22 protein-coding genes are annotated in these 24644 nt (G+C 61.4%); 11 read left to right on the plus strand and 11 right to left on the minus strand.

Features of this window, described 5'->3' with window-relative positions; all coding sequences use genetic code 11:
* A partial coding sequence (locus ACILSI_RS17745; RefSeq protein WP_395723243.1) for a DUF1549 domain-containing protein occupies positions 1-1189 on the minus strand: 1189 nt, incomplete at its 3' end.
* 51 nt (positions 1190-1240) lie between these two features.
* Positions 1241-2620, minus strand: coding sequence for a DUF1501 domain-containing protein (locus ACILSI_RS17750; RefSeq protein WP_395723244.1), 1380 nt, complete (start codon positions 2618-2620; stop codon positions 1241-1243).
* A 182-nt stretch (positions 2621-2802) separates the two neighbouring features.
* On the opposite strand from ACILSI_RS17750, the gene ACILSI_RS17755 reads away from it, so the two are divergent.
* Entirely contained in the window at positions 2803-3363 is a 561-nt protein-coding gene (locus ACILSI_RS17755) for a hypothetical protein (RefSeq protein WP_395723245.1), read from the plus strand.
* Between the two features lie 21 nt (positions 3364-3384).
* On the opposite strand, the gene ychF is transcribed toward ACILSI_RS17755, so the two are convergent.
* A complete protein-coding gene (gene ychF / locus ACILSI_RS17760; protein WP_395723246.1) occupies positions 3385-4500 on the minus strand; it encodes a redox-regulated ATPase YchF in 1116 nt (371 codons plus the stop codon).
* 98 nt (positions 4501-4598) lie between these two features.
* Here ychF and tgt point away from each other — a divergent pair, with 98 nt between their 5' ends.
* Genes tgt through secD form a run of 3 tightly spaced genes read left to right on the plus strand, consistent with a single transcriptional unit; the run spans position 4599 to position 8558 of the window.
* The gene (gene tgt / locus ACILSI_RS17765) at positions 4599-5741 is read left to right on the plus strand and encodes a tRNA guanosine(34) transglycosylase Tgt (RefSeq protein WP_395723247.1); all 1143 of its coding nucleotides are present in this window, start codon (positions 4599-4601) and stop codon (positions 5739-5741) included.
* Entirely contained in the window at positions 5738-6091 is a 354-nt protein-coding gene (gene yajC, locus ACILSI_RS17770) for a preprotein translocase subunit YajC (protein ID WP_395723248.1), read from the plus strand. Before tgt ends, yajC begins: the two co-directional genes overlap by 4 nt.
* 43 nt (positions 6092-6134) lie before the next feature.
* Positions 6135-8558, plus strand: coding sequence for a protein translocase subunit SecD (secD, locus tag ACILSI_RS17775; RefSeq protein WP_395723249.1), 2424 nt, complete (start codon positions 6135-6137; stop codon positions 8556-8558).
* A 274-nt stretch (positions 8559-8832) separates the two neighbouring features.
* On the opposite strand, the gene ACILSI_RS17780 is transcribed toward secD, so the two are convergent.
* Together ACILSI_RS17780 and ACILSI_RS17785 are read right to left on the minus strand one after the other, a co-directional pair.
* Entirely contained in the window at positions 8833-9759 is a 927-nt protein-coding gene (locus tag ACILSI_RS17780; protein WP_395723250.1) for a L,D-transpeptidase, read from the minus strand.
* Positions 9760-9817: 58 nt separating this feature from the next.
* Entirely contained in the window at positions 9818-10471 is a 654-nt protein-coding gene (locus ACILSI_RS17785; RefSeq protein ID WP_395723251.1) for an HAD family hydrolase, read from the minus strand.
* Between the two features lie 50 nt (positions 10472-10521).
* Between ACILSI_RS17785 and ACILSI_RS17790 the strand changes: the two genes are divergently transcribed.
* Both ACILSI_RS17790 and folP read left to right on the plus strand, forming a co-directional pair.
* Entirely contained in the window at positions 10522-11337 is an 816-nt protein-coding gene (locus ACILSI_RS17790; RefSeq protein WP_395723252.1) for a histidinol-phosphatase HisJ family protein, read from the plus strand.
* Complete coding sequence (folP, locus tag ACILSI_RS17795; protein WP_395723253.1) at positions 11334-12176, plus strand: dihydropteroate synthase; 843 nt, start codon at positions 11334-11336, stop codon at positions 12174-12176. The genes ACILSI_RS17790 and folP overlap by 4 nt, the downstream gene beginning before the upstream one ends.
* Positions 12177-12180: 4 nt before the next feature.
* On the opposite strand, the gene ACILSI_RS17800 is transcribed toward folP, so the two are convergent.
* Both ACILSI_RS17800 and ACILSI_RS17805 read right to left on the minus strand, forming a co-directional pair.
* Positions 12181-13077 carry a YncE family protein gene (locus ACILSI_RS17800; RefSeq protein WP_395723254.1) on the minus strand — a complete coding sequence of 299 codons (897 nt, stop codon included), beginning with the start codon at positions 13075-13077 and terminating at the stop codon, positions 12181-12183.
* 5 nt (positions 13078-13082) lie between these two features.
* Complete coding sequence (locus ACILSI_RS17805; RefSeq protein WP_395723255.1) at positions 13083-14870, minus strand: hypothetical protein; 1788 nt, start codon at positions 14868-14870, stop codon at positions 13083-13085.
* A gap of 103 nt (positions 14871-14973) precedes the next feature.
* Between ACILSI_RS17805 and ACILSI_RS17810 the strand changes: the two genes are divergently transcribed.
* The 5 genes from ACILSI_RS17810 (at position 14974) to ACILSI_RS17830 (ending at position 22007) form a co-directional block, all read left to right on the plus strand.
* Entirely contained in the window at positions 14974-15879 is a 906-nt protein-coding gene (locus tag ACILSI_RS17810; RefSeq protein ID WP_395723256.1) for a phosphatidylserine decarboxylase, read from the plus strand.
* Between the two features lie 69 nt (positions 15880-15948).
* On the plus strand, positions 15949-16527 hold the full coding sequence (locus ACILSI_RS17815) for a hypothetical protein (RefSeq protein ID WP_395723257.1): 579 nt from the start codon (positions 15949-15951) through the stop codon (positions 16525-16527).
* A complete protein-coding gene (mdoH, locus tag ACILSI_RS17820; RefSeq protein ID WP_395723258.1) occupies positions 16524-18668 on the plus strand; it encodes a glucans biosynthesis glucosyltransferase MdoH in 2145 nt (714 codons plus the stop codon). The genes ACILSI_RS17815 and mdoH overlap by 4 nt, the downstream gene beginning before the upstream one ends.
* 55 nt (positions 18669-18723) lie before the next feature.
* On the plus strand, positions 18724-19806 hold the full coding sequence (locus ACILSI_RS17825) for a sugar phosphate isomerase/epimerase family protein (RefSeq protein WP_395723259.1): 1083 nt from the start codon (positions 18724-18726) through the stop codon (positions 19804-19806).
* Between the two features lie 44 nt (positions 19807-19850).
* Entirely contained in the window at positions 19851-22007 is a 2157-nt protein-coding gene (locus ACILSI_RS17830; RefSeq protein ID WP_395723260.1) for a RecQ family ATP-dependent DNA helicase, read from the plus strand.
* Here ACILSI_RS17830 and ACILSI_RS17835 read toward each other — a convergent pair whose 3' ends face one another.
* Genes ACILSI_RS17835 through ACILSI_RS17850 form a run of 4 tightly spaced genes read right to left on the minus strand, consistent with a single transcriptional unit; the run spans position 22008 to position 24632 of the window.
* Positions 22008-22469 (minus strand): hypothetical protein, encoded by a 462-nt coding sequence (locus tag ACILSI_RS17835; protein WP_395723261.1) that lies wholly within the window; start codon positions 22467-22469, stop codon positions 22008-22010. It abuts the gene before it with no gap.
* Positions 22470-22482: 13 nt separating this feature from the next.
* Entirely contained in the window at positions 22483-22698 is a 216-nt protein-coding gene (locus ACILSI_RS17840) for a type II toxin-antitoxin system HicA family toxin (protein ID WP_395723262.1), read from the minus strand.
* Positions 22691-22897, minus strand: coding sequence for a type II toxin-antitoxin system HicB family antitoxin (locus ACILSI_RS17845; protein WP_395723263.1), 207 nt, complete (start codon positions 22895-22897; stop codon positions 22691-22693). The genes ACILSI_RS17840 and ACILSI_RS17845 overlap by 8 nt, the downstream gene beginning before the upstream one ends.
* 52 nt (positions 22898-22949) lie before the next feature.
* On the minus strand, positions 22950-24632 hold the full coding sequence (locus ACILSI_RS17850) for a tetratricopeptide repeat protein (protein ID WP_395723264.1): 1683 nt from the start codon (positions 24630-24632) through the stop codon (positions 22950-22952).
* Positions 24633-24644 lie beyond the last annotated feature (12 nt).

Consider the following 24644-nt stretch of genomic DNA (forward strand, 5'->3'; position numbering starts at 1 on the left):
TCTCCATCGGGTGGTTGTGGCACTTCGCACAGCCGATGGAGGTGCCGAGGAAGGCGATGCTGACGGTCTCTGCGCACTTGGTGGGTTCGTCATTCAGGACGAAGAAATTCACGCCGCCATGCTCGAGTGTGCTGCCGGTGGCGGTGAGAAGATCGCGCACCATGGCGTCCCACGGCGTGTTCGCGGCGACGTGACGGCGGATCCAGTTGTAATAAGACCACATCGCCTCAGGCATGAGTTTGTCGCCGTTGACGAGCAGCAGATCGCTCCAGCGATGCGACCAGTAATCGACGAACTCAGGCCGCAGCAGCAGCGAGTCGATGAGGCGGTCACGTTTGTCGGCGCTCTTGTCGGCAAGGAAGGCGCGTGTTTCATCGAGCGTGGGCAAAACGCCGATAGTGTCGAGAAACGCGCGGCGCAGGAACTCGTGGTCCTCGGCGCGGACGGACGGCGGGATGTTCAGCTCGCGCAGTTTTTTCAGCGTGAGTTCGTCGATGAAGTTGCGCGGCTTCAGCGCGGCGAACGCGGCGGGATCGACGTTGCTGGCGTTCGGAATCGTGATGGTGGCAAGCGCGAGGCGGCTCAGATACCACGCGCTTACGCTGCCTTCGCCGCTGCCGGTGGTTTTGATGAGGCCGAAGTCATCCACCGTGGCAACGCTGGCATTCGTGGCGTTGTATTTCGTCCAGCGCGTGACGTCCTCGCTGTGACCGTCGCTGAACTTCGCCGTGACCTTGAGCTGCACCGACTTGCCCGCCTGCGTGACGAGATGTGGATGCGACACTTCGAGCGACACAATGCGCGGATCATCCGCCTTCGGCCCCGGCGCACCGGCGGCGATCCAGTCGCCGATGGCTTTGTATTCCGGCGAGTTCACCTCGAAGCGCTTGTCGCCCTTGTGCGGCACCATCTTGGTCGCTTTGAGCAGGAACAAACTGCGCGCCGGATCTTCCATCGTCAGTCGGCGGCCATTCGCGCTGCGCGTGATCGAGGTCCAATCGCCCTCGTCATCGAAGCCACGCAGCGAGAGGCGAAATCCGCCTTGCCCTGCTGCGGCACCGTGGCACGCACCCATCGCGCAACCGTAACGCGTGAGGATCGGCTGGATGGTGTTGCGGAAGGACGGGGCTTCGGCGGCGTGAAGCGTCGAAGTGAGAAGGGCAAGCAAGATGAGATGACGAGACATCATGAATCAGACGCGATGGGGTTTCAGCGGGTGAAGACACCGCACTCCGATGATTTACGCAAACAGCTCCTTGATCGCCTGGGTGCCGAAATCGACGACGGGATAGGGTCTGCCCTGCGGGCCGGGGAGTTCGGTGTGGAGATCGACGCCGAGGGCTTGGTAGATCGTTGCGACGATTTCTTTCGGGGCGACGGGGCGCTCGGTGGGGTAGCCGCCGATGTCGTCAGATTTGCCGATGACTTCGCCGCCTTTGACGCCGCCGCCGGCGAAATTGACCGTCCAGCAGTTCGGCCAGTGGTCGCGGCCGCCGGCGGGATTGATCTTCGGCGTGCGGCCGAATTCGGCGAGGCAGGTGACCATCGTATCGTCGAGCATGCCGCGCTGAAAAAGGTCCTCGATGAGGGCGCTGTAGCCCTGGTCATACATCGGCGCGACGATGTCGCGCATGCCTTCGATGCTGGTGAAGGGTTTGGAGCCGTGAATGTCCCAAGTGATCTCGCCAAACACGGTGATGAAAGTGTTCACCGTGACAAAGCGCACGCCGCGCTCGACAAGACGACGCGCGAGCAGGCAACTCTGACCGAAGCGGTTCAAACCGTAGCGCTCGCGCACTTTGAGCGGCTCCTTGGTGAGATCGAAGGCCTCACGGGCCTGCGTGCTGGTCATGATCCGGTAGGCGGACTCGAAGTTCGAATCCATGAGCTTCGCCTGCTCGCTGTATTCGAAATTGCGTACGCTGCTGTCCACTAGCTCGCGCATTTCGCGGCGGCGCTCCAACCGCACCTCGCTGATTTCTTTCGGCGGGAGCAGATCGGGGACCTTGAAGTCCTTCTCGGATGGATTCGCGTTCAGGACGAAGGGATCATAAGCCTTGCCGAGGAATCCCGCGTCCTGGCCGTGCGGCATGTTGCCACCGGTGGGGCCCATCGTTTCCGGCAGGATGATGTGCGCGGGTAGATCGCTGCGGCGACCTTGGAGGAATTCGAGGGCGCTGCCGACATGTGGCGTGTTCACGCCACCGGTGAAAAGACGGCCTGTCTGCATCATCTGATGCCCGGTGTCATGCACCGCGGCGGCCGTGTGATAGCAGGAACGCACGAGACTGAATTTGTCCGCGATCTTCGCGTGCAGCGGCAGGATCTCGGAGATCTCGAAAGCGTTGCTCTTGGTGCGAATCGGCTTGAACGGCCCACGAATCTCGCTCGGCGCATCCGGTTTCATGTCCCAAAGGTCTTGCTGGCTCGGCGCCCCGAGATTGAAGATCATGATGCAGGCCTTGTTGCTCTTCTTGGGGTCCACCTTGCCCTCCGCCTTCAATTTGGCGAAGCCAGGCATCGTGAGGCCAATGGCACCGAGAGCGCCAGCCTGGAGGAAGTCGCGGCGTGAAACACCATCGCAGGTGGTGACGGAGCCTTTGTCGGTAAATTTGAACATGATGCGCGTGGGGTAAGGTTGTGGGGATAAAGTACGCCACTCGCGTCGGAAACTGAATGGATGATGCCACTTTCGCGGATGGGCCTTTCCGGCCTCGGCTGTCTTCGAGGGAAACGTTCCACCAAAGAAAGGGTTGTTCTTTCATGCCAGGCTCGTGCTAATCTCCCGCCTGTCCTCTCATCATGAAAACGCTTCTTACCGTCCTCACCTTGTTTTTCACCGCCTCCCTTCATGCCCAGACAGCACCCGGCCAGAACACCACCGGCCAGGGTGGGCAGCAGCAACAGCAAGGCCAGGCGGATGAGCCGACGCGTGACGGGCTGTGGGACGGGCGGTTCAGTGGCGGAAACTACATCGTGCGCTGCAATTCGATCATCGCCCTGTCGAAGCACGAGTACATCTCTGACGGCGTGGCGCGGGTGGTGGAGGTGAACCTGACGCTGAACTCGGCGCAAGTGGTGCGGTTTTACTTCCTGGAGGCTTACAAGCCGGAAACTGGCAGCAGCACGGTGGGCGCGGGCACGGCGGCGTTGGAGCGGGCCAAGGGCATGTTTGAGCAGGCTGCCGGTCGTGTGTCGCCGGATCTAACGACGCCTAAGGTGGTGAAAAATTACCCTGCCTCGACACATTCTCACACCGTGGAGTTTGTGCTCAAGGAGGAAGCGCGGCTGAACGCGATGTTCCAGAGCCTGGAGCGCGGTTTCCGCACCGGTCAGGGTCGTATTTGGAAGGAAGCTCCGTGAGGCGCGTCAGCGCACTTCAAATCACACGTTGAAGCGCCACTCGACGACGTCGCCGTCCTTCATGACGTATTCCTTGCCTTCGATGCGGAGCTTGCCCTTCTCGCGGCACTTGGCGTAGGAGCCGAGTTCGACGAGGTCGTGGTAGGGAACGATTTCACCGGCGATGAAGCCACGCTCGAAGTCGCCATGGATGACGCCCGCAGCCTGCGGAGCCTTCATGCCCTTCACGATGGTCCAGGCGCGTGTTTCTTTTTCGCCTGTGGTCAGGTAAGTCTGGAGGCCCAGGAGATCGTAAACACCTTTGATCAAGCGTGAGACACCGCTGTCCGTGACGCCGATGTCGGCGAGGTAGGCTTTGGCTTCTTCATCGCTGAGGTCGGTCAGCTCGCTCTCGATGGCGGCGCTGACGACGACGGCGCTGGCCTCGTGGGCATGTTTCACATACTCGCGCACCTTGCCGACGAAGGGATGGTTGTCGGGGTCGTTTGAAGCGGCGGCGAGATCATTTTCGGCAACGTTGCAGGCAAAGATGCAGGGCTTGGAGCTGAGCAGGAAGAAGGATTTCACCAGTTTGCGCTCGTCCTCGGTCATTTCGAGCGTCACAGCGGGCTTGCCGGCGTCGAAATGCGGAATCAGCCTCTCGCAGATGGCGACTTCGGCCTTCGCGTCTTTTTCGCCTCTTTTGGCATTCTTTTCGGCCTTGTCCTTGCGGCGTTGGATGGCGTCCATGTCGGCAAGGATGAGCTCGGTGTTGATGACCTCGATGTCGGCCACCGGATCAATGCTGCCGCTGACGTGGGTGATGTCGCCGTCCTCAAAGCAGCGCACGACATGCACGATGGCATCGACTTCGCGGATGTGGCTGAGGAACTTGTTGCCGAGGCCTTCGCCCTGGCTCGCGCCTTTCACGAGGCCGGCGATGTCCACAAACTCAATCGCGGCCGGGATCAGCTTCGAGGAACCTGAGATCTTCGAAAGCACTGCGAGGCGCTCATCGGGCACGGTGACGACGCCGGTGTTCGGCTCGATGGTGCAGAAGGGATAGTTCGCAGCCTCCGCCTTGCGGGTGCGGGTGACTGCGTTAAAAAGGGTGGATTTGCCAACATTCGGAAGGCCAACGATACCGGCTCTGAGCATAAGGGCGGCGAGATTAGGGCGGAATGAGAAATGAGCAAGGCGACGTTGCGTCAGGGAGGCACATCGGCGAGACTCCGCGCCCTTTTTCGGGCCAACACATGTCTTTTGAGCTCCTTGCCACCGATCCTTCGTCCCAAGCCCGTCGCGGACGGCTGACGACGCCGCATGGCGTGGTGGAGACGCCGGTGTTCATGCCGGTGGGCACGCAGGGCACGGTGAAGGCGATGCACCCGGATGAATTGCGGGCGCTGAACTCGCAGATCATCCTTGGGAACACCTACCACCTGTTTGTGCGGCCGGGGATGGAGATCATGAAGGAGGCGGGCGGTTTGCATGCCTTCTCGAACTGGGACCGGCCGATTTTGACGGACAGCGGCGGCTTCCAGGTCTTCTCACTGGCGAAACTGCGCAAAATCAAAGAGGAGGGCTGCCACTTTCAAAATCACCTCGACGGCACGCCGATGTTCATCGGGCCGGAGACGTCGATGGAGATCCAGGCGACGTTGGGATCGGACATCGCGATGCTTTTCGACGAATGCACGCCCTACCCCTGCGAGGCCAAAGAAGCCGAAAAGAGCCTCGATTTGACCCTCCGCTGGGCGAAGCGCTGCCGGGCGTGGATAGACGAGCACAAGCCGCAAACCGGCGGCGGGGCGCAGCAGCACTTCGGCATCGTGCAGGGCAGTGTGTATGAGGATTTGCGCAAAAAATCGGCCCGTGAGCTCGTGGCGATGGGTTTTGACGGCTATGCCATCGGCGGACTGAGCGTCGGAGAACCGGAGGAGGACATGATGCGCATCGCCGAATGGGTGACGCCGCTGCTTCCCGCGAATCAGGCCCGCTATGCGATGGGCTTGGGCACGCCGCCGCAGGTGATCGAGCTGATCGCGCGTGGCATTGACATGTTTGACTGCGTTTTGCCCACGCGGCTGGCGCGAAACGGCACCGCCTTCACCCACGAGGGCATGATGAACCTGCGCAATGCCTGCCATGCCAAGGATTTCCGCGATCTCGCCGAGGACACGCATCCGCTCTGCCGGGGCTTTTCACGGGCGTACATCCGCCATTTGGTGCAGGCCCAGGAGATTCTGGGTTTGCGGTTGATTTCTCTGCATAACCTGCATTTCTACGCGTCCCTCACGTCCAGGGCACGTCAAGCGATCGAACAGGGTTGTTTCGCCGAGTTCCGGGCTGAGGTGATCGCGAAATACAAGCCCTCCACCGCCAGCCTCGAATCATGACCTCCACACTCCTCGAAAACACCCTTCTTCTGGCGCAAGCCGCACCCGCCGGAGGCCAGGGAGGCATCCTTGGCAGTCCCATGATGCTGCCGATCCTGATGATCGTGGTCATGTACTTCGTCATCTTCCGCCCGCAGCAGAAGCGCATGAAGGAGCACCAGAAACTCATCGCCGCCGTCAAGGTGGGCGACCATGTCGTCATGGAAAGCGGCGTGCACGGCATGATCACCAGCGTGAAGGACCGCACCGTCATGGTGAAGATCGCCGACAACGTCAAAGTTGAGTTTGAGCGCAGCAAGATCGCCGCCGTGACGAAAAAGTCCGATGTCGTCGAAGCGACCGAGGCTTGAATGAGAGCCGCCTGAAGATTTCCAACCTCCCTCCAACCTGTCCATGAACCCCTACGCCACCTTCCTCGTCGGTGCCTCGATCTTGCTGCTGCTGCTCCTCTATGTGGGCACCGCCGTTCATAAGACCAAGCGCTTCACCGGCACGCTGCTCATCGCCCTCGCGGCCTTTGCCTCGTTGTACACGGTGAACGCGCTGGGCTTGAAGCTGGGCATCGACCTTCAGGGCGGGAGCGAGTTCATCGTGAAGCTGGAGCCGGGCAAGAACGCCGACGGCTCGGCGCGGGCCGTGACTCCTTCGGATGTGCAGCAGGCCATTTCCATCCTCGAAAAGCGCCTCAACCCGAAGGGTGAGAAAGACCTCGCACTTCAGCCAGAAGGCGCGGACCGCGTCGTGATTCAGATGCCTGGCATCTCCCAGACCGAGATCAAGGACGTTCGCGACAAGATCCAGCAGGTGGCGCATTTGGAATTCCGCCGTGTGCATCCTGAGAGCCGCAGCAAGCTGGAGCAGATCAAGGCTCGTGGTGGCATCAAGGAGCCGGGCTGGGCCGAGATGGCCTACCGCGAGCCTGAAACGGCCAAAGACGGCACCGTGCTGGCCACTTCCGAACTGGTGCGCGACATGCCGGATCTGGAGGGCGACATCGTCGCCGATGCCTACCGTGTGTTCGATGCCGAGGGCAACAAGGTGGTGCTCAAGCTCAACAGCGAAGGCGCGAAACGCTTCGACGAGCTGGCGGCGGTGCATTACCGCAGGCAGATGGCCATCATCGTGGACGGCCAAATTCACTCCGCCCCTTCGCTCAACGCGCAGCAATACGGCGGCACGGCCGAAATCTCTGGTGGCAGTGGCAAGGGCTTCACCGAGCAGGAGGCCGACACGCTGGCCACTCTGCTGAACAACCCGCTGCGCAACCCGATGAAAATCCTCTCGGAAAGCTCCGTGTCCTCTGCTTACGGCCAGTCTTCCATCGACCAAGGCAAGTGGGTGGGCATCGCCGCGCTGCTCATCACCACGGTGTTCATGCTTTTCATCTACCGCCTCGCCGGCATCGTGGCGATCATCGGACTGATCATCAACATGTCGATCCTGTTTGGCGCTATGTCGCTGTTTGGCTTCACGCTCACCATGCCCGGCATCGCGGGTCTCGTTTTGACCATCGGCATGGCCGTGGATGCGAACGTGCTCATCTTCGAGCGACTGCGCGAGGAAATGGAGGCCGGCAAGACCCTGTCTGCCGCTCTGGACGCCGCGTATGAGAAGGCTTTCTCCGCGATCGCGGACTCGAACATCACCACGCTGATCTCGGCGGTGATTCTGTTCGTGATCTCCGGCGGTCTGGTCAAAGGTTTCGCCATCACGCTCATGATCGGTCTGCTTTCCTCCATGATTGGGGCGCTGATCGTCACCCGCGTGATCTTCATCTGGGTGGTGGACAAGAACCTCCTGCAGAAGATCACCACGACCAAGCTCATCCCGGACAAGGTCTTCGACATCCTGTCAGCCTCGCCCAAGTTCATCGTCGCCTCCCTGGTCGTCACGGCCATTTCGTTCGCCACGCTGGGTTACAAAGGCCAGGGCAGCCTCGGCATCGACTTCCGCGGCGGTGGCCGTGTGGATGTCGTCCTCGCACCTGGCAAAGACATCGCTGACAGCGATTTCGACACGCTCATCAAGACGCTCAAGCAACCCGGTGGCAAGGAAATCGGCACCCACTATGTCCAGCGCAAGAGCGATCCTGCAACGGGTGCCACGAACATCAGCATTCGTTGTGAAGAGGCCAGCGGCCCGGTCATTGACGCCGCCATCAACGCCAAGTGGAAAGAAGGCACCGTGGCCGGAACAAGTGTCGCCACCGTTGGCTCCATGATCGGCTCCGAGGCCACGAAGACCTCGCTCGTCGCCATGGTCATCGCGCTCATCGCCATCTTTGGCTATCTGATGATGCGTTATGAGTTTGCCTTTGCCTTGGGTGCCATTGTCGCCCTGGCTCATGACGTGCTCATGGTTCCCGGTCTGTGCGTTCTGTTCGGCCAGGAGCTGAGCCTCATCCACGTCGGCGCGTTACTCACCATCGCTGGTTATTCCATCAACGACACCATCGTCGTCTTCGACCGTATTCGTGAGACCATTCAGCGCGGCGGTGGCGGCACGATGCGTGAGATGATGAACGAGGCCATCTGCAAAACCCTCTCCCGCACGCTCCTTACCGGCCCGACGGCCCTTGCCCCGATGGTCGTGCTGCTCTTCCTCGGCAATCCGGCCATGCTGGAGTTTGCCATGCCCATCACCATTGGTGTGCTGCTCGGCACCTACTCCTCCATCTTCATCGCCTCCCCGCTCGTGCTGTGGTACGCGAAGAAGACCGGCACCAGCCTCAAGCATCAGGTTCTCGACGCGCAGATCGAGCAGCTCAAAGCCCAGCAGGCCATCGCCGCGGCTGCGGCGGCAGGCGGCAAGATCTGATCGGCCAAGGCGCATTCATTTCGGCACCTCCTAGGCTTCGGTGCGCATTTCGCGTTTACCCTCGCCAAAGCAGGTGCCGCTTTGTTTATCGCCTGGATTGCAGTGGGCTCGGAGTGGGAAGCCGCCGTGAATTGCTGATCTGAATCGGCCTGTTCAATGACACGCGGCAGATTCAGCTCGTTAATGGCCGACTCCAGGGAACCGCCTTGCCAAAGAAACAAAAGAGGCGGGCATCGCTGCCCGCCTCCTCGTGGTTTGAATGATTTCGTTTGAGCTACTGAACCGTGCCTGGCTTGGGGGCCGGTGTTGCTGGCACCGCTGGTTTCACTTCCTCGGTTGGCGGTGAGGCAGGAACCGGTGCCGGTGCGGGAATGGGAGTTGTCGCTGGTGCTGGGGTGATGGCGGGAGGAGTGCCAGGGGGTGTAGCTGGCGTGGTGCCAGTGGCCGGCTTCGGGCCGGGACCGTTGGGGTCATCGGGTGCCAGCGCCGTGGCGGCGGTCGCTGCTGCGGACGCGTCATCCAGCTTCTTTTTGGCCGAGGCGTATTTGGCGGCATTGGCCTTGGCCTTGGCGGCAGACTGCGCCAGATACGTTTTGTAATCCGGCCCGCTGCCCGTGATCGTCACTGGCGTGCCGATGGCGGTGTGGGCATACAGGATGGGAGCCATCTTCGACGGAAGGCGGATGCAGCCATGCGAGGCACGTCGTCCGGGTTTTGAAATCAAACCGATGTGCATGCCCACGCCGTCACCCGTCAGACGCATGAAATACTTCATCGGCGCGGCGACGAATTTTCCGCCTGGCGGGATCACATCACGCCCCTGCTTGAAGTCGGAGTTCACCAGCTTGCCGCCGGCATCGTAGCCCTTGCCGTAGAGGTTGGAGACCTTGTCCTTGATCTTCTCCAGGATTTTGAACTCACCGATGGGCGTGGGGAAACTGGTGATGCCGCTGGCCACATAGGTCCAGCCGACGACCTCGTCACCGTGGTAAAGCGTGGCTCGCTGCGTGTCCACATTGATGCGGATGTGGGAGATCGCCTTGTCACCGCCGGTCCACTCGCCGGGGTACTTCCACTCCGCCTTCACCGGCTCTGGCGGCGGTGCCGGCGGCTTCTTTTTAAAATTCTGGCAGGAGGCCAGCAGCACCGCGCCAATGACCAAGGTGGCGCGTGTCAGGGAGAGTGGGAGGTTTGATTTCACGGTCGCCGATTCTAAGGGGAGTGTTTAATCCGCTCAAGTTGCCCGTGGGACAATCTTTTCAGTCTAGATTGAACAATTCCGCCGGTGAGGAAATGAGCACGTCCGCTCCGCAATCGATCAACTCAGTCTCGCTGCGAAAGCCCCAGCGCACACCGACGGCCCGCATGCCGCTGCTTTTTGCAAACTGCATGTCGATGCCCGAATCCCCCACATAGGCCATTTCATCCGTTCTCAGGCCGAGAAACGCCGCCATCTCATGCGCACCATCGGGCGCAGGCTTGCGTGGAACCTCGTTGCGCTGGCCCAGGATGTGATCAAACACGCCTGCGCCAAAGAAATGCTCCGTCATCGGAACCGTGAACCGGTGCGCCTTGTTTGAGATCACTCCGAGCTTCACGCCACGGCCCTTCAGTTCTGCCAGCATTGCCACGATGCCCGGATACGGCTGCGTTTGCGCGTTCCAGAGCGTGTCGTAATGTGCCCGGTATTCTTCCACACAAACCTTGATCAGCTCCTCGTTCCTAGCGCCTTCCGGCAGCGCCCGCTCGACGAGTTTCTCCATCCCATCCCCCACCATCTGCTTGAACACCTCCTGCTTGCAGCGTGGATAGCCCCGCGCATCCAGCATCCGGTTGATCGACTCCGCGATGTCCGCGAGCGAGTCGATCAAGGTGCCGTCGAGGTCGAAGATGTAGGCTTTGAGCGTGGGCATGCTGTCTTCATGCCCTGAAATGCAGCGCGATCAACTTGCCAGAGCGCCCAATGCAGCGAAAAAGCCCCATGCTCACCGACTACCACACGCACACGCCGCTCTGCCTCCACGCCGAGGGGAATCCGGTCGATTATGCACGGCACGCGCAGAAGATTGGTCTCGCGGAGATTGGCTTGTCGGACCACAACCCGATGCCGGAGCACTTTGACGACTGGCGCATGCCGATCTCCGATCTGCCGCGCTATTTTGAACTCGTGCAGGAAGCGCGTGAGGCGCTTCCAGACTTCCCCATCCGCCTTGCGCTCGAATGCGACCACCTTGAAGGCCGGGAGAAGTGGATCGACGAGACGGCCGCCATGGCGGACTGGGATTACCTCATCGGCAGCGTGCATTACATCCATGATGGCATCGCGGTGGATGATCCGAAACATGTCTCCCGCTGGAAGTCCGCCACGGACATTGAGCACATGTGGGGCATGTACTGGAAGCTTTACGAGCAGATGATCCGCACCCGCCAGTTCGACTTCCACGCGCACCCCGATCTGGCGAAACGCTTCGGTCTGCGGCCCGAAGGTGATTTGCGCCGCTACTACGAGCCGGTGGTCCAGGCGCTTGTCGATACGAACGGCATCCTGGAGGTCAGCACCGCCGGCTTGCGCAAGGATGTGCGTGAGATCTACCCCGCCCGCGAGATGCTGGAGATGGCCTTTGCCGCGAAAGTGCCGATTGTCATCAATTCAGACGCGCATGTGCCTACCGATGTCGGCGTGGACTTTGACAAGGCGCTCAATCTCGTCCGCAGTATCGGCTACACAACGACCGTGCGTTTTGAAAAACGTCAGCGAAAGGTGGTGCCGCTGCCATGATCCTCAAAGCCCGCCAGCACGTCATCGAATTTCCCCGCCGTCCGTTGGTGATGGGGATCGTGAACATCAATGACGACTCGTTCTGCGGCGACGGCACGCTCGACCCCGCGCAGGCGTTCGCGCAGGCGGAGCAGCAGCTTCGCGAAGGTGCGGACATCATCGACATCGGCGCGGAGAGCGCTCGCACGAACCGCGAGGCGATCAGTGTGCGCGAGGAGATCGAGCGACTGCTGCCGTTCATCGCGAAGTGGCCGGAGCTGAAGGCGCGCTTCAATTCCCCACTGCTTTCCATCAACACCTGGCGTGGCGACGTCATCGCCGAGGTGCTGCCGCAGGGCGGGGACATCATCAACGACATCAGCGGTTTGCCGGATGCCTTCAATGCGAAGCTCTGCGCTGAGCACAATGCGGCGCTGCTCATCATGCACAGCATCGGCCAGCCGAAGGTGCCGCACACGCATGTGGAGCATGGCGACATCATGGCCACGCTGGACCATTTCTTCGAGCAGCGCCTCGTGATGGCCGAAAGTGTCGGACTGCCGCGTGAGAACATCATTCTCGACCCCGGTATCGACTTCGCGAAGCAGCGGGACGACAACCTGACGATCTACCGCGAGTTGGAGCGCCTCCATCGCTTCGGCAGGCCGGTTTTGCTGCCCGTCTCACGCAAGACGGTCATCGGCGACGTGCTCGGCGTGCCAGCACTGGAACGCGATCCGGGAACCGTCGCCTGCATCGCCGCCGGCATGAGCCGTGGGGCGCAAATCTTTCGCGTTCACAACGTGAAGGCCGCCGTGCAGGCGGTGAAGATGCTGTGGGCCGTGCAAAAAGGCGGCTGAGCGCTCAGCGCAGCACTTCGCCCTTGGTCACATCACCTTTGTCATCCAGGGCCATGATCTGATTGATCGTTTTGAAGCGCCCCTTGTCTTCGAAGGTCCAGACCACTTTCTTGTCTGTCGTGATCTCGAAGAACTGCGGCTGCTCGCCGAGATGGCCGTGACCGAGGTAGTTGGCGAAGATCGTGTTGCCGTTCGGCAGACGGTGGCAGCCGGCCATGAGGCGCAGGGTGTTGCCGGGAAGGTCGTTCTCATTGAGTTCCCACACGGTTTTGCCCGTAGGATCGACTTCCACCACCTTGTGGCCGTCGCCGCAGGTGATGAGCAAGTTTTTGTTCGGCAGAGGCACGACTTCATGCGGATCTCCGGCCACCGGCACCTCGCGCAGCACTTTGCCGTCACCATCGAGTTCGACAATTTTGCTCTCGCCTTTGAAACAGACAAGGTAGTGGCCGTCTGCTGTCTTGCGCGTGCCACGGAACTGATTGTGCAGTTTCACGGAGGCTGCGGTGACGAGTTTGATCTCCTTGGCGATCTTGCCCGCGCGATCGACCTCAACGATGCGGCTGGTGCCGCACTCGACGACCAGCACATGGCCATTCGGCAGCGGCTGGCAGGCGTGGCACTCGACTTTTTCAGGGGCCTTGTATTCCCACACGATTTTCTGATCCCGCGTCACTTCCTTGGCGCCGCCAACATAGGCGAAGAGGATGTTTCCGTTTGGCATCTGCCAGCAATCCTGCGGATTTTTGGCTTCCACCTGCCATTCAATTTCACCTGTGGCAGAAAGGATGGTGACATGTCCACCACCGTAATCACAGCAAAGGATTGGGCGCGCGGCCAGGAGGCTGCCAGCAGACCAAACGCTGAAAACGACGGCGATCAGAATGGATGGCAGCTTCATGAAGATCAGGCCACGTCCTCTTGTTTTTCCTCTGGCTCAGCGGCAGGTGGCGCAGCCTCTTCAACAACGTCAGGGGTGGTTTCAGCGGCGGGAGATTCTTCGATTTCATCCTTCACCGGCTCCTTAGCCGCAGGAGCGGCCGCTTCACTCGAAGCCTCTTCCGCCGGTTGCTCTGCCGCAATGTCAGCCGTGGTTTCAGCGACCGGAGATTCTTCGACGGCCTCGGCGGTCGTTTCAGGCGCTGAATCTTCCGCCTTGGCTGTTTCAGCGGCGGCTTTGTCTTTCTTCGCGGCAGGCGGCTGTTGTGGCTCGCCTTGCACGCCGAGGAAGACCATGCCGTCGCTGTATTCGATGACGTAGCCTTCGTTCGCCAGCCAGCGGATGTCCTTGATGACACCAAGCTGCGCCTCAGTCGGCTGTCTCGGCGCTTTTGGGTCGGCGCCATCCATCGGCGGTGGTGAGGGCATGATGGCCTCGACGAGCGCATGCATCGTCAGACCGTGGTTCTTTTTCAAAATCTCGACGATGTCCGCCAGGCGGTCGGAGAAGACCATGCCGTTTTCGACGGCGCGCGGCTTCACACGGCAGACGAACTGCTTGCCGGCGCGGCGTTTGAAGAGCTTCAGCCCACGGCGTTCGAGACCGGCACCGAGCTTCTGCGAGATTTCAAAGAGGTGCTTCCGCGCGGCGTCCACCGACTGGCGCAGCATGATGAAGAGCACATGCGCGAGCTTCTGCTTGTCCACGTTGCCCTGCACCGAGGCGTCACGCACCTCGATGACGGCGTCATTGCCAAAGGTGCGGCGGAAATGCGCCTCCATGTCGGCGCGGGAGTTCAGCGCCATTGGTTCGCCGCCTTCCGGCACCTCGCCCTTCAGGCACACCCAGCGGCGGCCTTTGCTCATGTTTTCCTTCCACTTCGCGACGAGCTCAGGATTCGCCTCCACACGAATGCGGCGCTTGTAGTCCTCCAGGGACATGTTGGAAAAACGCTCGCGATGCAGGCGGATGACGCCGGTTTGATAGCTGTGATGGCTCGGCGGGGCGATGATCTCGCCGCTGAAGCCGCACACCGCCACGGAGGCAAACTCACCCTTCGGCGCTTCGAGCTCGATCTCCTCGACACGGTAGAACTCATCCAGCGCCGCGCTGCGCAGCACATGATTGAGCGCCTCGTCACGCGTGAGGAAGAGGCTGCCGTCCGCAGGCACATGATAGAGCCCGGTGGGCCGCTCTTCCGCACAGCGGAAGCGCACCATGAAGCGGTCGCCACCTGCCAGCACGAGACGTGCGGCATCAAACATGCTGAATGCGTGGCCGGTCTGGCGCACATGCGCGGCCAGTGCGTCCACCGCCTTGTCCTCTGGGAAAATCGTGATTTGAACATCCTTCGGCATCTCCACCCACTCGCGCTGCGGCGGGGCACCACGGTCACGATCTCCAAAACGACGCGGCGGGCCACGACGGTCATCGCCATCACGGCGCGGAGGTCCGCCTTCGCCACGAGGGCGGAATCCGCCACCACCAGCCGCAGGACGCGGGCCGCCAGGGCCATCACGACGCGGCGGAGGTCCGCCACTGCGGCCACGATCTCCAAAGCCGCCGCCACCACCGCGACGATCATCACGGCCGCCGCGTTGCGGACGGTCCTCCGCGTCGGCGTAGCGTTGCTTGATCTTGTCTTCTTTGCCGAATTCGCCCACCCATGCAGGCATCAGTTTCAGATCGGAAAGGTCCACCAGTCCGCTGGTTGATTGCGGCTGATTCTCGGTGCTGGCTTCAGGTTCGGTCATACGGTCAGTCTGGAAGGGGGCCGCGACTATGCCCGGAATCGCCGTTGTCGCCAGCTTTGTTCGTGTGGCGTTTTCTTGCCACGGCGCTATGTGAACAAGTCCCATGCCAGCCGCACCGATCACTTTTTTCAACCGCCAGACCCAGCGCATCGAGACCGAGGCAGTGTATGGCGAGGGCTTCCTGCGCTTTACCTATGAAAGCCCGCTCGGTGCCCTCCCGCTGCATGCGCTGGTGAAACGCGCCGCCTTTTCACGCTGGTACGGCAGCCGCATGGATTCTCCCGCCAGCCGGGCCAAGGTCGCCCCGTTCCTTGCTACATATGGCGTGGACACCGGCGAATTCGCCGACTCGCCGGATTCCTTCCGCACCTTCAACGAGTTCTTTTACCGCAAACTCAAGTCCCAGGCCCGCCCTATTGCCGCCGGTGAAAACGAGATCGCCTTTCCCGCCGACGGTCGTCACCTCGTGTTGCCGGACATCGCCACCTGCGGCGATTTTTTCATCAAAGGCACCCGTTTCGACCTCGCCGCTCTGCTGGGTGATGTGGAAACTGCCAAACGCTATGAACACGGTTCCATGCTTATTTCGCGCCTGTGTCCGGTGGATTATCACCGCTTCCACTTCCCATGCTCAGGCATTCCAGGCGGAGCCATGTTGATCAACGGTCCGCTTTACTCCGTCAGTCCCATCGCCCTGCGCAAGCGCCCGTCGATTCTCTGGGAAAACAAACGCGAGATCACTCAACTCAACAAAACGTGTGCTGGGGTGATACGACTGATCGAGGTTGGTGCCACTTGTGTTGGTTCCATCGTGCAAACTTACTGCCCCGGCGAAGAAGTTCAGAAAGGCACTGAAAAAGGCTACTTCCGCTTCGGCGGCTCTTGCTTCATCACGATCTTCGAGCCAGGCAAAATTCGCTTCACCGACGATTTGATCGAGCACAGCCGCGCCGGACGCGAAGTCTATGCCCGCATGGGCGATGTGGCGGCGAGAGTCCAGACCGCATGAGAGGGAAGGAATTCCTTTTCATGGCGTCAAATCTGCGCATCCTCGCGGCGGCTCGTGATTTGAGCCATCATGGAAGCAGTCAATATCCAATTCGCGCCCGCGACGGGCACTGAGGAAGCGTGGAACGAGGCGTATGCGCGTCTCGCTGACTATTTTCGCTCTTACCAGCTTCACAACCGCATCCGCCGTACACAGCTCATTTTGGAAACGCTGCGCAAGGCCGCCGAGGCGCATGCAAAGGACCCCACGCGCACGCCCACGGCCCATGCCATCGAGCAGGCCCGGCTGATGCTGCGCGAGTGGCTGGGCGCGATCTACAGCGACCTCAATCTGAGCGAGGCGCAGCTCGAGGCCACCGGTCGACTTGGTTTTCACCTCGCAGGCGGCCCTGCCCGCTGGCCGCAGTTCTTCCTGGATGAGGAAAACATGCCGGATGACATGGCCGAGGCCATGCGCTCCGCCCTGCGCACCTCCGGGCCGGGCATGCAGGTCAGCAAGATGACGCCGCGTGACATCGACCTCGGCCTCATTCCCGATGTGGCGGAGGACACCTTCGGCCGCCTGGGCCGCCACCCCATCCTGCGCTACTCGGTGCTGTTTGTGATCGTGTTCAGCGTGCTGGGCTACCTTTACTCCCTCTTCGCATGAGCGCACCCATCGGCAGCCAGACCGCGAACATCGCGATGACTGCCGGCATGCCGCCGAAGCGTGTCTCACGCACGCGCCGCGCCACGTTTTTCTCATTGGTGGGGCTGGGAACCATCGTCGGCGCGTGGCTCTCATTCATTTTCCTGTCGGAAAACGACATGCGAAAGGCGGAGTGGGCGCTGCTGCTGGTTTTCATCCCGCTCTATTACCAGCTCAATGTCGGCTTCTGGACCGCGCTCTTCGGCGTGTGGCTGATGAACCGCCCGAAGCCTGACCCGCTCAATCTCTGGCTCACGCTGAACGCGGAAGATTACGAGCAGCCGATCACGGCAAGCACCGCCATCGTCATGCCGGTCTTCAATGAGGACGTGACGCGGGTTTACGAGGGCCTGCGCTCGATTTACCTCTCCCTGGAAGCCACCGGGCAGTCGAAGAACTTCGACTTCTTCATCCTCAGCGACTCGGACAAGGCCAGCCAGTGGATCGAGGAGGAAACGGCGTGGCTGGAGCTGTGCCGCCAGCTCAAGGCATTCGGCCGCATCTTCTACCGCAAGCGCCGCAAGCCGATCAACCGCAAGAGCGGCAACGTCAGCGACTTCTGCCGCCGCTGGGGCCGCCGCTACCGCTACATGGTCGTGCTGGATGCGGACAGCCTCATGTCCGGTGCCCTGCTCACCAGCATGGTGCGCATCATGGAGAAAAACCCCGGCATCGGCATCGTGCAGACGTTCCCGAAGCAGATCGCCGCGGACACGTTGCTCGGCCGCGTGATGCAGTTTGCCCAGGCGCTCTACGGGCCGCCGTTCATGGCCGGACTCGACTACTGGCAGTGCGGCGAGGCGAATTTCTGGGGCCACAACGCCATCCTGCGTCTCGCACCGTTCATTGAACACTGCGCGCTGCCGCCACTGCCTGCGAACGCGCCCTTCGGCGGCCACATTCTGAGCCACGACTTCGTGGAAGCCGCGCTCATGCGAAAAGCCGGCTACGCGGTGAGATTGCTGCCCACCAGCCGTGGCAGTTACGAGGAGGGGCCGCCCACGCTCGTCGATATGCTCAAGCGCGACCGCCGCTGGTGCCAGGGCAACATCCAGCATCTCTGGCTCGTGTTTGCCAAAGGCTGGCACCCCATGAGCCGTGTGAATTTCATTCACGGCATCCTCAGCTACGTCAGCTCGCTGCTGTGGTTTTTCTTCCTCGCGCTGGCCACTTATCTCGCCGCCACACCCACCGCGCACGCGGCTCCTCAGGCCATCTTGGCGGAACAGATCCTCCTCGGTCTCACCGCCATGCTGATCTTCCTGCCAAAGACGGTCATCCTGCTCGACGAGGTCATCACCGGCCGCATGTTCAAGCCGCTCAAGCTGCGTTTCCTCACCTTTTTCAGCAGCCTGCTCGACACCGTTGTCTTCACGCTCATGGCGCCCGTGCTGATGATCTTTCACTCGCGTTTCGTGATCTACACGCTCATTGGCAAAAGCGTGAACTGGGTCACGCAGCGCCGCAAGATCGACGGCGGCATCAACTGGAGCGAGATCCTCATCACCTTCGCCAGTGTCACGCTGCTGGGCCTGGGCTGGGCCGCGCTGGGCTGGTTCGTCTCGAAAGCCTTCCTCATCTGGATCAGCCCGATCCTGTTCTCGCTCGTGATTTCGATCCTCGTCGCCGCCTTGGTCTCTGGAGGACGCAGCGGCAGGCGGCTCGGCTTCTTCCTCACGCCGGAGGAGCACGATCCGCCAACGGTGCTGAAGAACATGCAGCAGAACCTGGAGGAAATTAAGGACCGCATCCAGCTTCCACCTGAGCTGGAGCGCCACTACGGCCTCATGCAGGTCTGCCTCGATCCCTATGTGAACGGCCTGCACGTCAGTCTGCTGCGCCGCCGCCGCACCATCGACGTCTCCCGCAGTTATCTCGATGAAATCGGCCACCGACTCATCACCCAGGGGCCGCAGACGCTAAGTGCGCAGGAATTGAAGGCTCTGATGCACGACACGGACACCGTCACCAATCTGCATTACCGCCTCTGGAGCGCCGCCGACCACGAGCTGGCCTCTTTCTGGTCCACCGCCATCCGCCAGTACAACCTCGCTTCCACCAGCCCGTTTGCGCACACCCTGGCCAAACAGGAGCTGGCGTGAGTCTGGGGCGGAGAAATGATTCCTTTTGGTCCCCGCCTGCGTTTCCTGCCCTGTCATGACGCGCCGCTCTCTCCTCACTTCAGCCGCCGCCGCTTTGGCCGCTTTGCCTTTGCCAGCGGCCTTGCGCGGCAAGCGGCTGGGCATCGTCATTCATTCGTACGGCAAACGCTGGCGGGGAAAATACTCCAGCCTCAAGTTTCCGCCCTTCGAGCACGCGCTGGATGTGCTGGATCATGTGCGCGGCCTCGGCGTGGGCGCCTTGCAGATCATGGTCGGTGGATGGACGACGGACTTTGCCGGCAAGGTGCGGGACACCTGCGAATCCTACAGCTTGCAGCTCGAAGGCAGCATTACCCTGCCGAAAAATGAGCAGGACGTGCCTCGCTTTGAAAACGAGCTGCGCATCGCGAAGGAAGCGGGAGCGACGATTTTCCGTTCGGCGACCGGAGGGCGGCGCTACGAGCTGTTTTCCAGCCTGGAGGAATTCAAACACTTCAAAGACAATGCGTTCAAGTCCATGCAGCTCGCCGAACCCATCGCACGTCGGCAGCGCGTGCGCATTGGCATCGAGAACCACAAGGATTTTCACGCCGCCGAGCTGGCGGAGATGCTCGGACGCCTCAGCAGCCCGCACCTCGGCGCCTGTGTCGATACCGGCAACAGCATCGCGCTGCTCGAAGATCCGATGCAGGTCGTCGAAACGCTCGCGCCCTTCGCCGTGACCACCCACATCAAGGACATGGCCGTGCAGGAGACGCCCACCGGCTTCCTGCTCTCCGAAGTGCCGCTGGGCGAGGGCATTCTCGATCTCCCGCGCATGTTCGCGCTGTTTGAGAAGCACAACCCGCAGATCGCCTATCACCTGGAGATGATCACCCGCGATCCGCTGGACATCCCCTGTCTCAAACCCGGCTACTGGGCCACTTTTCCCGACAAACCCGGCGTCGAACTCGCCCGCACGCTCACGCTGGTGCGTGAGCGCAAAGCCGCGAAGCTGCCCAAGATCTCCGGCCTCGGCACGGAAGCCGTGCTGGAATTCGAGGAGGCCAACATCGTGAAGTGTCTTGATGCGGCCGGGGAGAAGCTCGGCTTCAAACAGCCCGCGCCCACCAAGCCGAACGGCAAGGATGAGAAGTGAGTGGTGGTTGAGGATTCCCGCGCCGCATCCATGATGGACCGCCCGTGCCCGAAGAAGAACCCATCGCCACCCACACGCCCATTCACGACGCCAAGCTGGCGTTGCAGAAGTATTTCGGCTTTCGCGAGTTTCTCGACGGGCAGGAAACCGTGATGGCAAACATCCTGAGCGGACGCGACACGATGGTCATCATGCCGACCGGCGGCGGCAAATCATTGTGCTATCAGCTTCCAGCGATGGTGATGGACGGCGTGACCGTCGTGGTGAGTCCGCTCATCGCGCTGATGAAGGATCAGGTCGATGCGCTGGAGCGGCGCGGCATTCCCGCCACGCTCATCAACAGCTCCATCTCGCTCGGCGAGCAGCAGGAACGCATCGATGCGTTGAGGCGCGGCGAGTACAAGCTCGTCTATGTCGCACCGGAGCGCTTCCGCAGCCGCATGTTCACCAACGCGCTGCGGCAGGTGCAGATCGCGTTGTTTGCGGTGGATGAGGCGCACTGCCTTTCGCAGTGGGGCCATGACTTCCGGCCGGATTACATGCGTCTTGGCGAAGCGTTGGAGCACTTGGATCGTCCGCAAGTCGTTGCCCTGACCGCCACGGCCACGCCGGAGGTGCGGGAGGATATTCTGCGCACGCTGCAGTTGCGTGACCCCTTCGTGACGATTCGCGGCTTTGAGCGGCCTAATCTCAGCCTGAACATCACGCAGACGAAAAACAGTGGCGACAAATACGAGCGGCTAAAAAGGATCATCACGCAGTTCAAGACAGGCATCATCTACTGCTCCACGCGCAAACGTGTCGAGGAAGTCGGCGAAGAGCTGCGCTCCTGGAAGCTCAAGGCCATCGAATACCACGGCGGACTCGACGACAAGGAGCGCGAGTCGCGCCAGACGAAGTTCATCACGAAGAAGGCGGATGTCGCCGTGGCCACGAACGCCTTCGGCATGGGCATCGACCGCTCGGATGTGCGCTTCGTCGTGCATTTCGACGTGCCCGGCAGCGTGGAGGCCTATTACCAGGAGGCAGGCCGCGCCGGACGCGATGGCGAGCCTTCGCAGTGCGATCTGTTCTTCAATTTCGCCGACACGAAGACCCAGGAGTTCTTCATCGACGGCAACAACCCGACCGTGGAGATCATACGGAACGTGTATCAGACCCTGCTGAGCGCGTCAGACTCCAATCACGAGGTGCAGGCCTCGATTGATGACATCACCAGCCGTTCCGGCGCGAAAAACAGCATGGCCATCGGCTCGGCGCTCAGTCACCTCGCCCGCAATGGCTACATCGAGCGTTTTGACATTCCTGGGAAGCGCATTCGCGGCACGCGGCTGCTCCAGCCGAACGTGCTGACGCGTGATCTGAAGTTCGACTTGGAGGCCCTGCGAGAAAAGGACCGCCGCGACCGCTCGAAGCTCAAGGCGATGATCGAGCTGTGCTACGACGACAAAGCCTGCCGCCAGGAGCAGATTTTGCGCTACTTCGGCGAGACCGAGAGCACGCCCTGCGGCACCTGCGACGTGTGCCGTGCCGAAGGCGTGCAGCCGCCACGTGAAGGCACGGCGGAGGAAGTCACCATGCTGCGCCAGGCGCTCAGCGGCATCGCCCGCATGTCCACGAAACATGCCGACGGCTCGTGGGAAGGCCGCTACGGCAAAGGGCGCATCATTCAGATGCTCGTCGGCAGCAAGTCGAAGGAGATCGTCGATGCCGGGCTCGACCAACTCAGCACCTACGGCCTGCTCAAACACGTCGGCACGCAGGCGCTGCATCCGCTGTTTGCCGAACTGGAGAAACTCGGCCTCATCGAAACCAGCTGCGGTGAGTATCCCATCGTTTCGCTGACTTCTCGCGGCATCCAGGCGATGAAAGGCGGTCAAGGCATCAAACTGCGCTGGCCTTCGATGCATGCGCCTTCTTCTAAGCCCGCAAAGGGGAAAACCGCGCAGAATGAAGAACTCGCGGCCCGCGAACTCGGTTTCGATGACGCCTTGTTTGAGAAACTGAAACGCCACCGCGCCACGCTGGCAGAATCCGAAGGCGTGCCGGTCTTCATGATCTTCAGCAATCAAACCCTGGAGTTCATGACCCGTCTGAAACCCAAGACCATCGAAGCCGGGCTCAAGATTCGCGGCGTGGGCGAGAAGAAGGCGAAGGAATACCTGCCGGACTTCATTCAGATCATCAAGAAGCACGGGTGATCAGTAACGGCGCACCGGTCGTTTCACGATGCGAGCCTTCTGCACGATGTCCGCCGGATGCTCGGGCGTGCCGCGCGTCATGAAGTTGTCGATGCTCTGCGTGGCGTCCAGAATGGCGCGGACTTGGCCGCCGATGGAGCCGGAGGGATTGAGGTAGTCGCTTGTGTTCGCCACGGCTTTGTAAATGACGGACATTTCGACAACGAAAACATCATCCAGCCGGTAAACCTCGCTGCTGGAGAACAAACCGGCACCGACATCGCCCGTGGGACGCGCAGGCGCGGCAGGGCGCAGTGTTTTGTAGAGGCGAGCGCGGGTGATGGGGAACTCGAGGCGGCTTAGACGATGCTCGTAAACCTGGCGGCGGCTGAATTCATCGCGCGGCAGCATTGAGCAGCCTGCGGTGGAGAGGATGAGGAGCAGTAGGATGCGAAAGTATGTCATGGCAGATAGGTCGGGCATGGCGGGCAGGTGCTCAAAGAGCGGCGATAAATTCATCCGCAGAAACTCCGGCCTGTCGCAGCACACCCGCCAGCGTGCCGGTCTTGATCTCTGGGTGATTGGGGACGACGCAACCATCCGAACCACGCTTCATGACGATGTGGCTGCCTTTTTGCCGTGCCACCTCGAATCCCAGCTTTTGCAGGGCTCGCACTGCTTCTCTGCCCGAGATGTGTGGCAGTTTAGGCATGTGCGAGGTCGAAAGTGGTCATGATGGCGTGCCCCAGGCTTCGGCGCTCTGGAAACTCCTCAAGAAACAGCTCCGTGGCCTCACGCAGATTTTGCACGGCCTCATCCACCGATTCGCCCTGGGTGGTGGTGCCGGTTTCAGGATTGAAGGCGACATAGCCGCCTTCTTCAGCCGGGGTGAGCACAGCGGTGAGTTGCATGGCTGAGTGTGCTGGCAGGGCGTGGAGGAATCAAGCCCGCGTTGTCATAGGCTCACTTCGCCTGCGCGGCGGTGCTGAAGCTGGAGGCTTCACCGGTGGTGGTGGGCGTAATGAGTGACTGCTGAAAAGCGGCCTGGGCGGGCAGTTTGGCGACGGCTTCGGCCAGCACGGCCTGCGAATCGGCATCGGGGCTTTGGCGTGTCAAAGCGGCGAGGGTGAGGACATCGCTGACGGAGGCTTGCTTGGAGCCCTGCACGATGAGCTGCTGACTGCGGATGGCGGCGGGAAGGTCGTCGAGCTGGATGGCAAGGGCGGTGATCTGGCGCAGCGTGGCTTCATCAAGATCCTCGCCGGAGATCTGCTGCAAGGTGTGGAGTGCTTGCGGATATTGGGCGTTGTTCAGTTGAAGCTGCGCGAGGTGTTTCAGTACTCGCACATCGCCGGGGAAGCGTTTGATGAATCCTTCCCACAGCATGGGCGCTGAGGCGGCTCCGAGTTGCCTGGCGTCGATCTCGGTGAGCAGATGCCAGCCGGCGCGGTTGTTGGGCGAGGTTTTGAGATGTGCGGCGAGGAGATCGCGGGCAGGAACGGGGGCGTTGCCGTCGGCGAGCGCCTGGGCGAGTTCGAGCACGGAGAAGCGGCGCTGCAAGGCGGTGAAAAGCGACGCGAGCTCCTGCCCCCGGCCCATCTGTGTGGCGAGGGCATGCAAGCGGGCAAGGACGCGGGTTTCACCAGCGGCAGCAAGGCGGAAGAAGCCGTCACAGGCGATGCTGGTGTGGTTTTGGAGGTCGGCAATGGCCGCGGATTCATGCAGCCAGCGCACATAGTCAGCGGAAACGGTTTTTCCGGCGGCGATGTCTTCGACGCTGAGTTGATGATCGGGGAAGGTGCGCAGATGACGCTCGATCCAGGGCAGCAGCTCGGCGGATTCACCGGCCGCGTGAGTGGCGAGCAGCGCGCGCTGCATGAGGCGTGGCGGGATGGCGTCGTTGAGCTTTAAGGAGCGTAGTTCATCGAGTGTGATGCGGCTGGCCTCGGCATGACGCGAGCCTTCGAGCAGGAGCTTGGTCTGCAAGTCGAGGGCATCATCGCGTAGCGCTGCATCAAGGCGTGAGGCCGATGGTTCGAGCCAGGCGTTGACGACTTTCAACGCGGCGGCCGGGCGGCGCGCCACCCGCGCGGCATCGGCCAGGGCGAGCACATTTTCCCAGGTGGCGATCTCAGACTCGCAGGCGCGCTGGTGGATTTCGAGGGCAAGGCTGTGCTCATGATTGTTGGCGGCTTGCGCGGCCAGCAATTCCAGGGCGGCGAGCTTGTGCGGTTCTTCGAGGCGATCTCCGGCGGCGGAGATGAGGAGACGGGTGTCTTCGATGAGCGGAGCGTCGGCGCGTTCGAGTTCGGCGAAGATGAGCGCGGTGTTGAGCGGGCAGGGTGCATGGACGGGGCCTTGCTGGACGGTGAGCTTGCGCAGGCGCTGCTCGGGCAGGTCTTTGAGCCACTCATGCAAAGCAAGGACTTCGTTTTCCGGCAGCAGGGCGAGCTGGAAGATGGCGGCCTGCTGAAGTTTTTTGGGCGCGGTGGCAAGGCGGGAGACGATTTCGGTGCGTGTGGTGTCGAGCAAGGCATCATCACGCTTCGGCGGCGCGTCATTGGCATGCAAACGCCAGCCCCACGCGACGGCGAGCGCGGTGTAGGATACGATGAGCAAAAAGACCTGGCGAGAGTTGCGGGACATGGGGCGAAAAAA

The sequence above is a fragment of the Prosthecobacter sp. genome, from assembly GCF_044232965.1.
GTDB lineage: Bacteria > Verrucomicrobiota > Verrucomicrobiia > Verrucomicrobiales > Verrucomicrobiaceae > Prosthecobacter.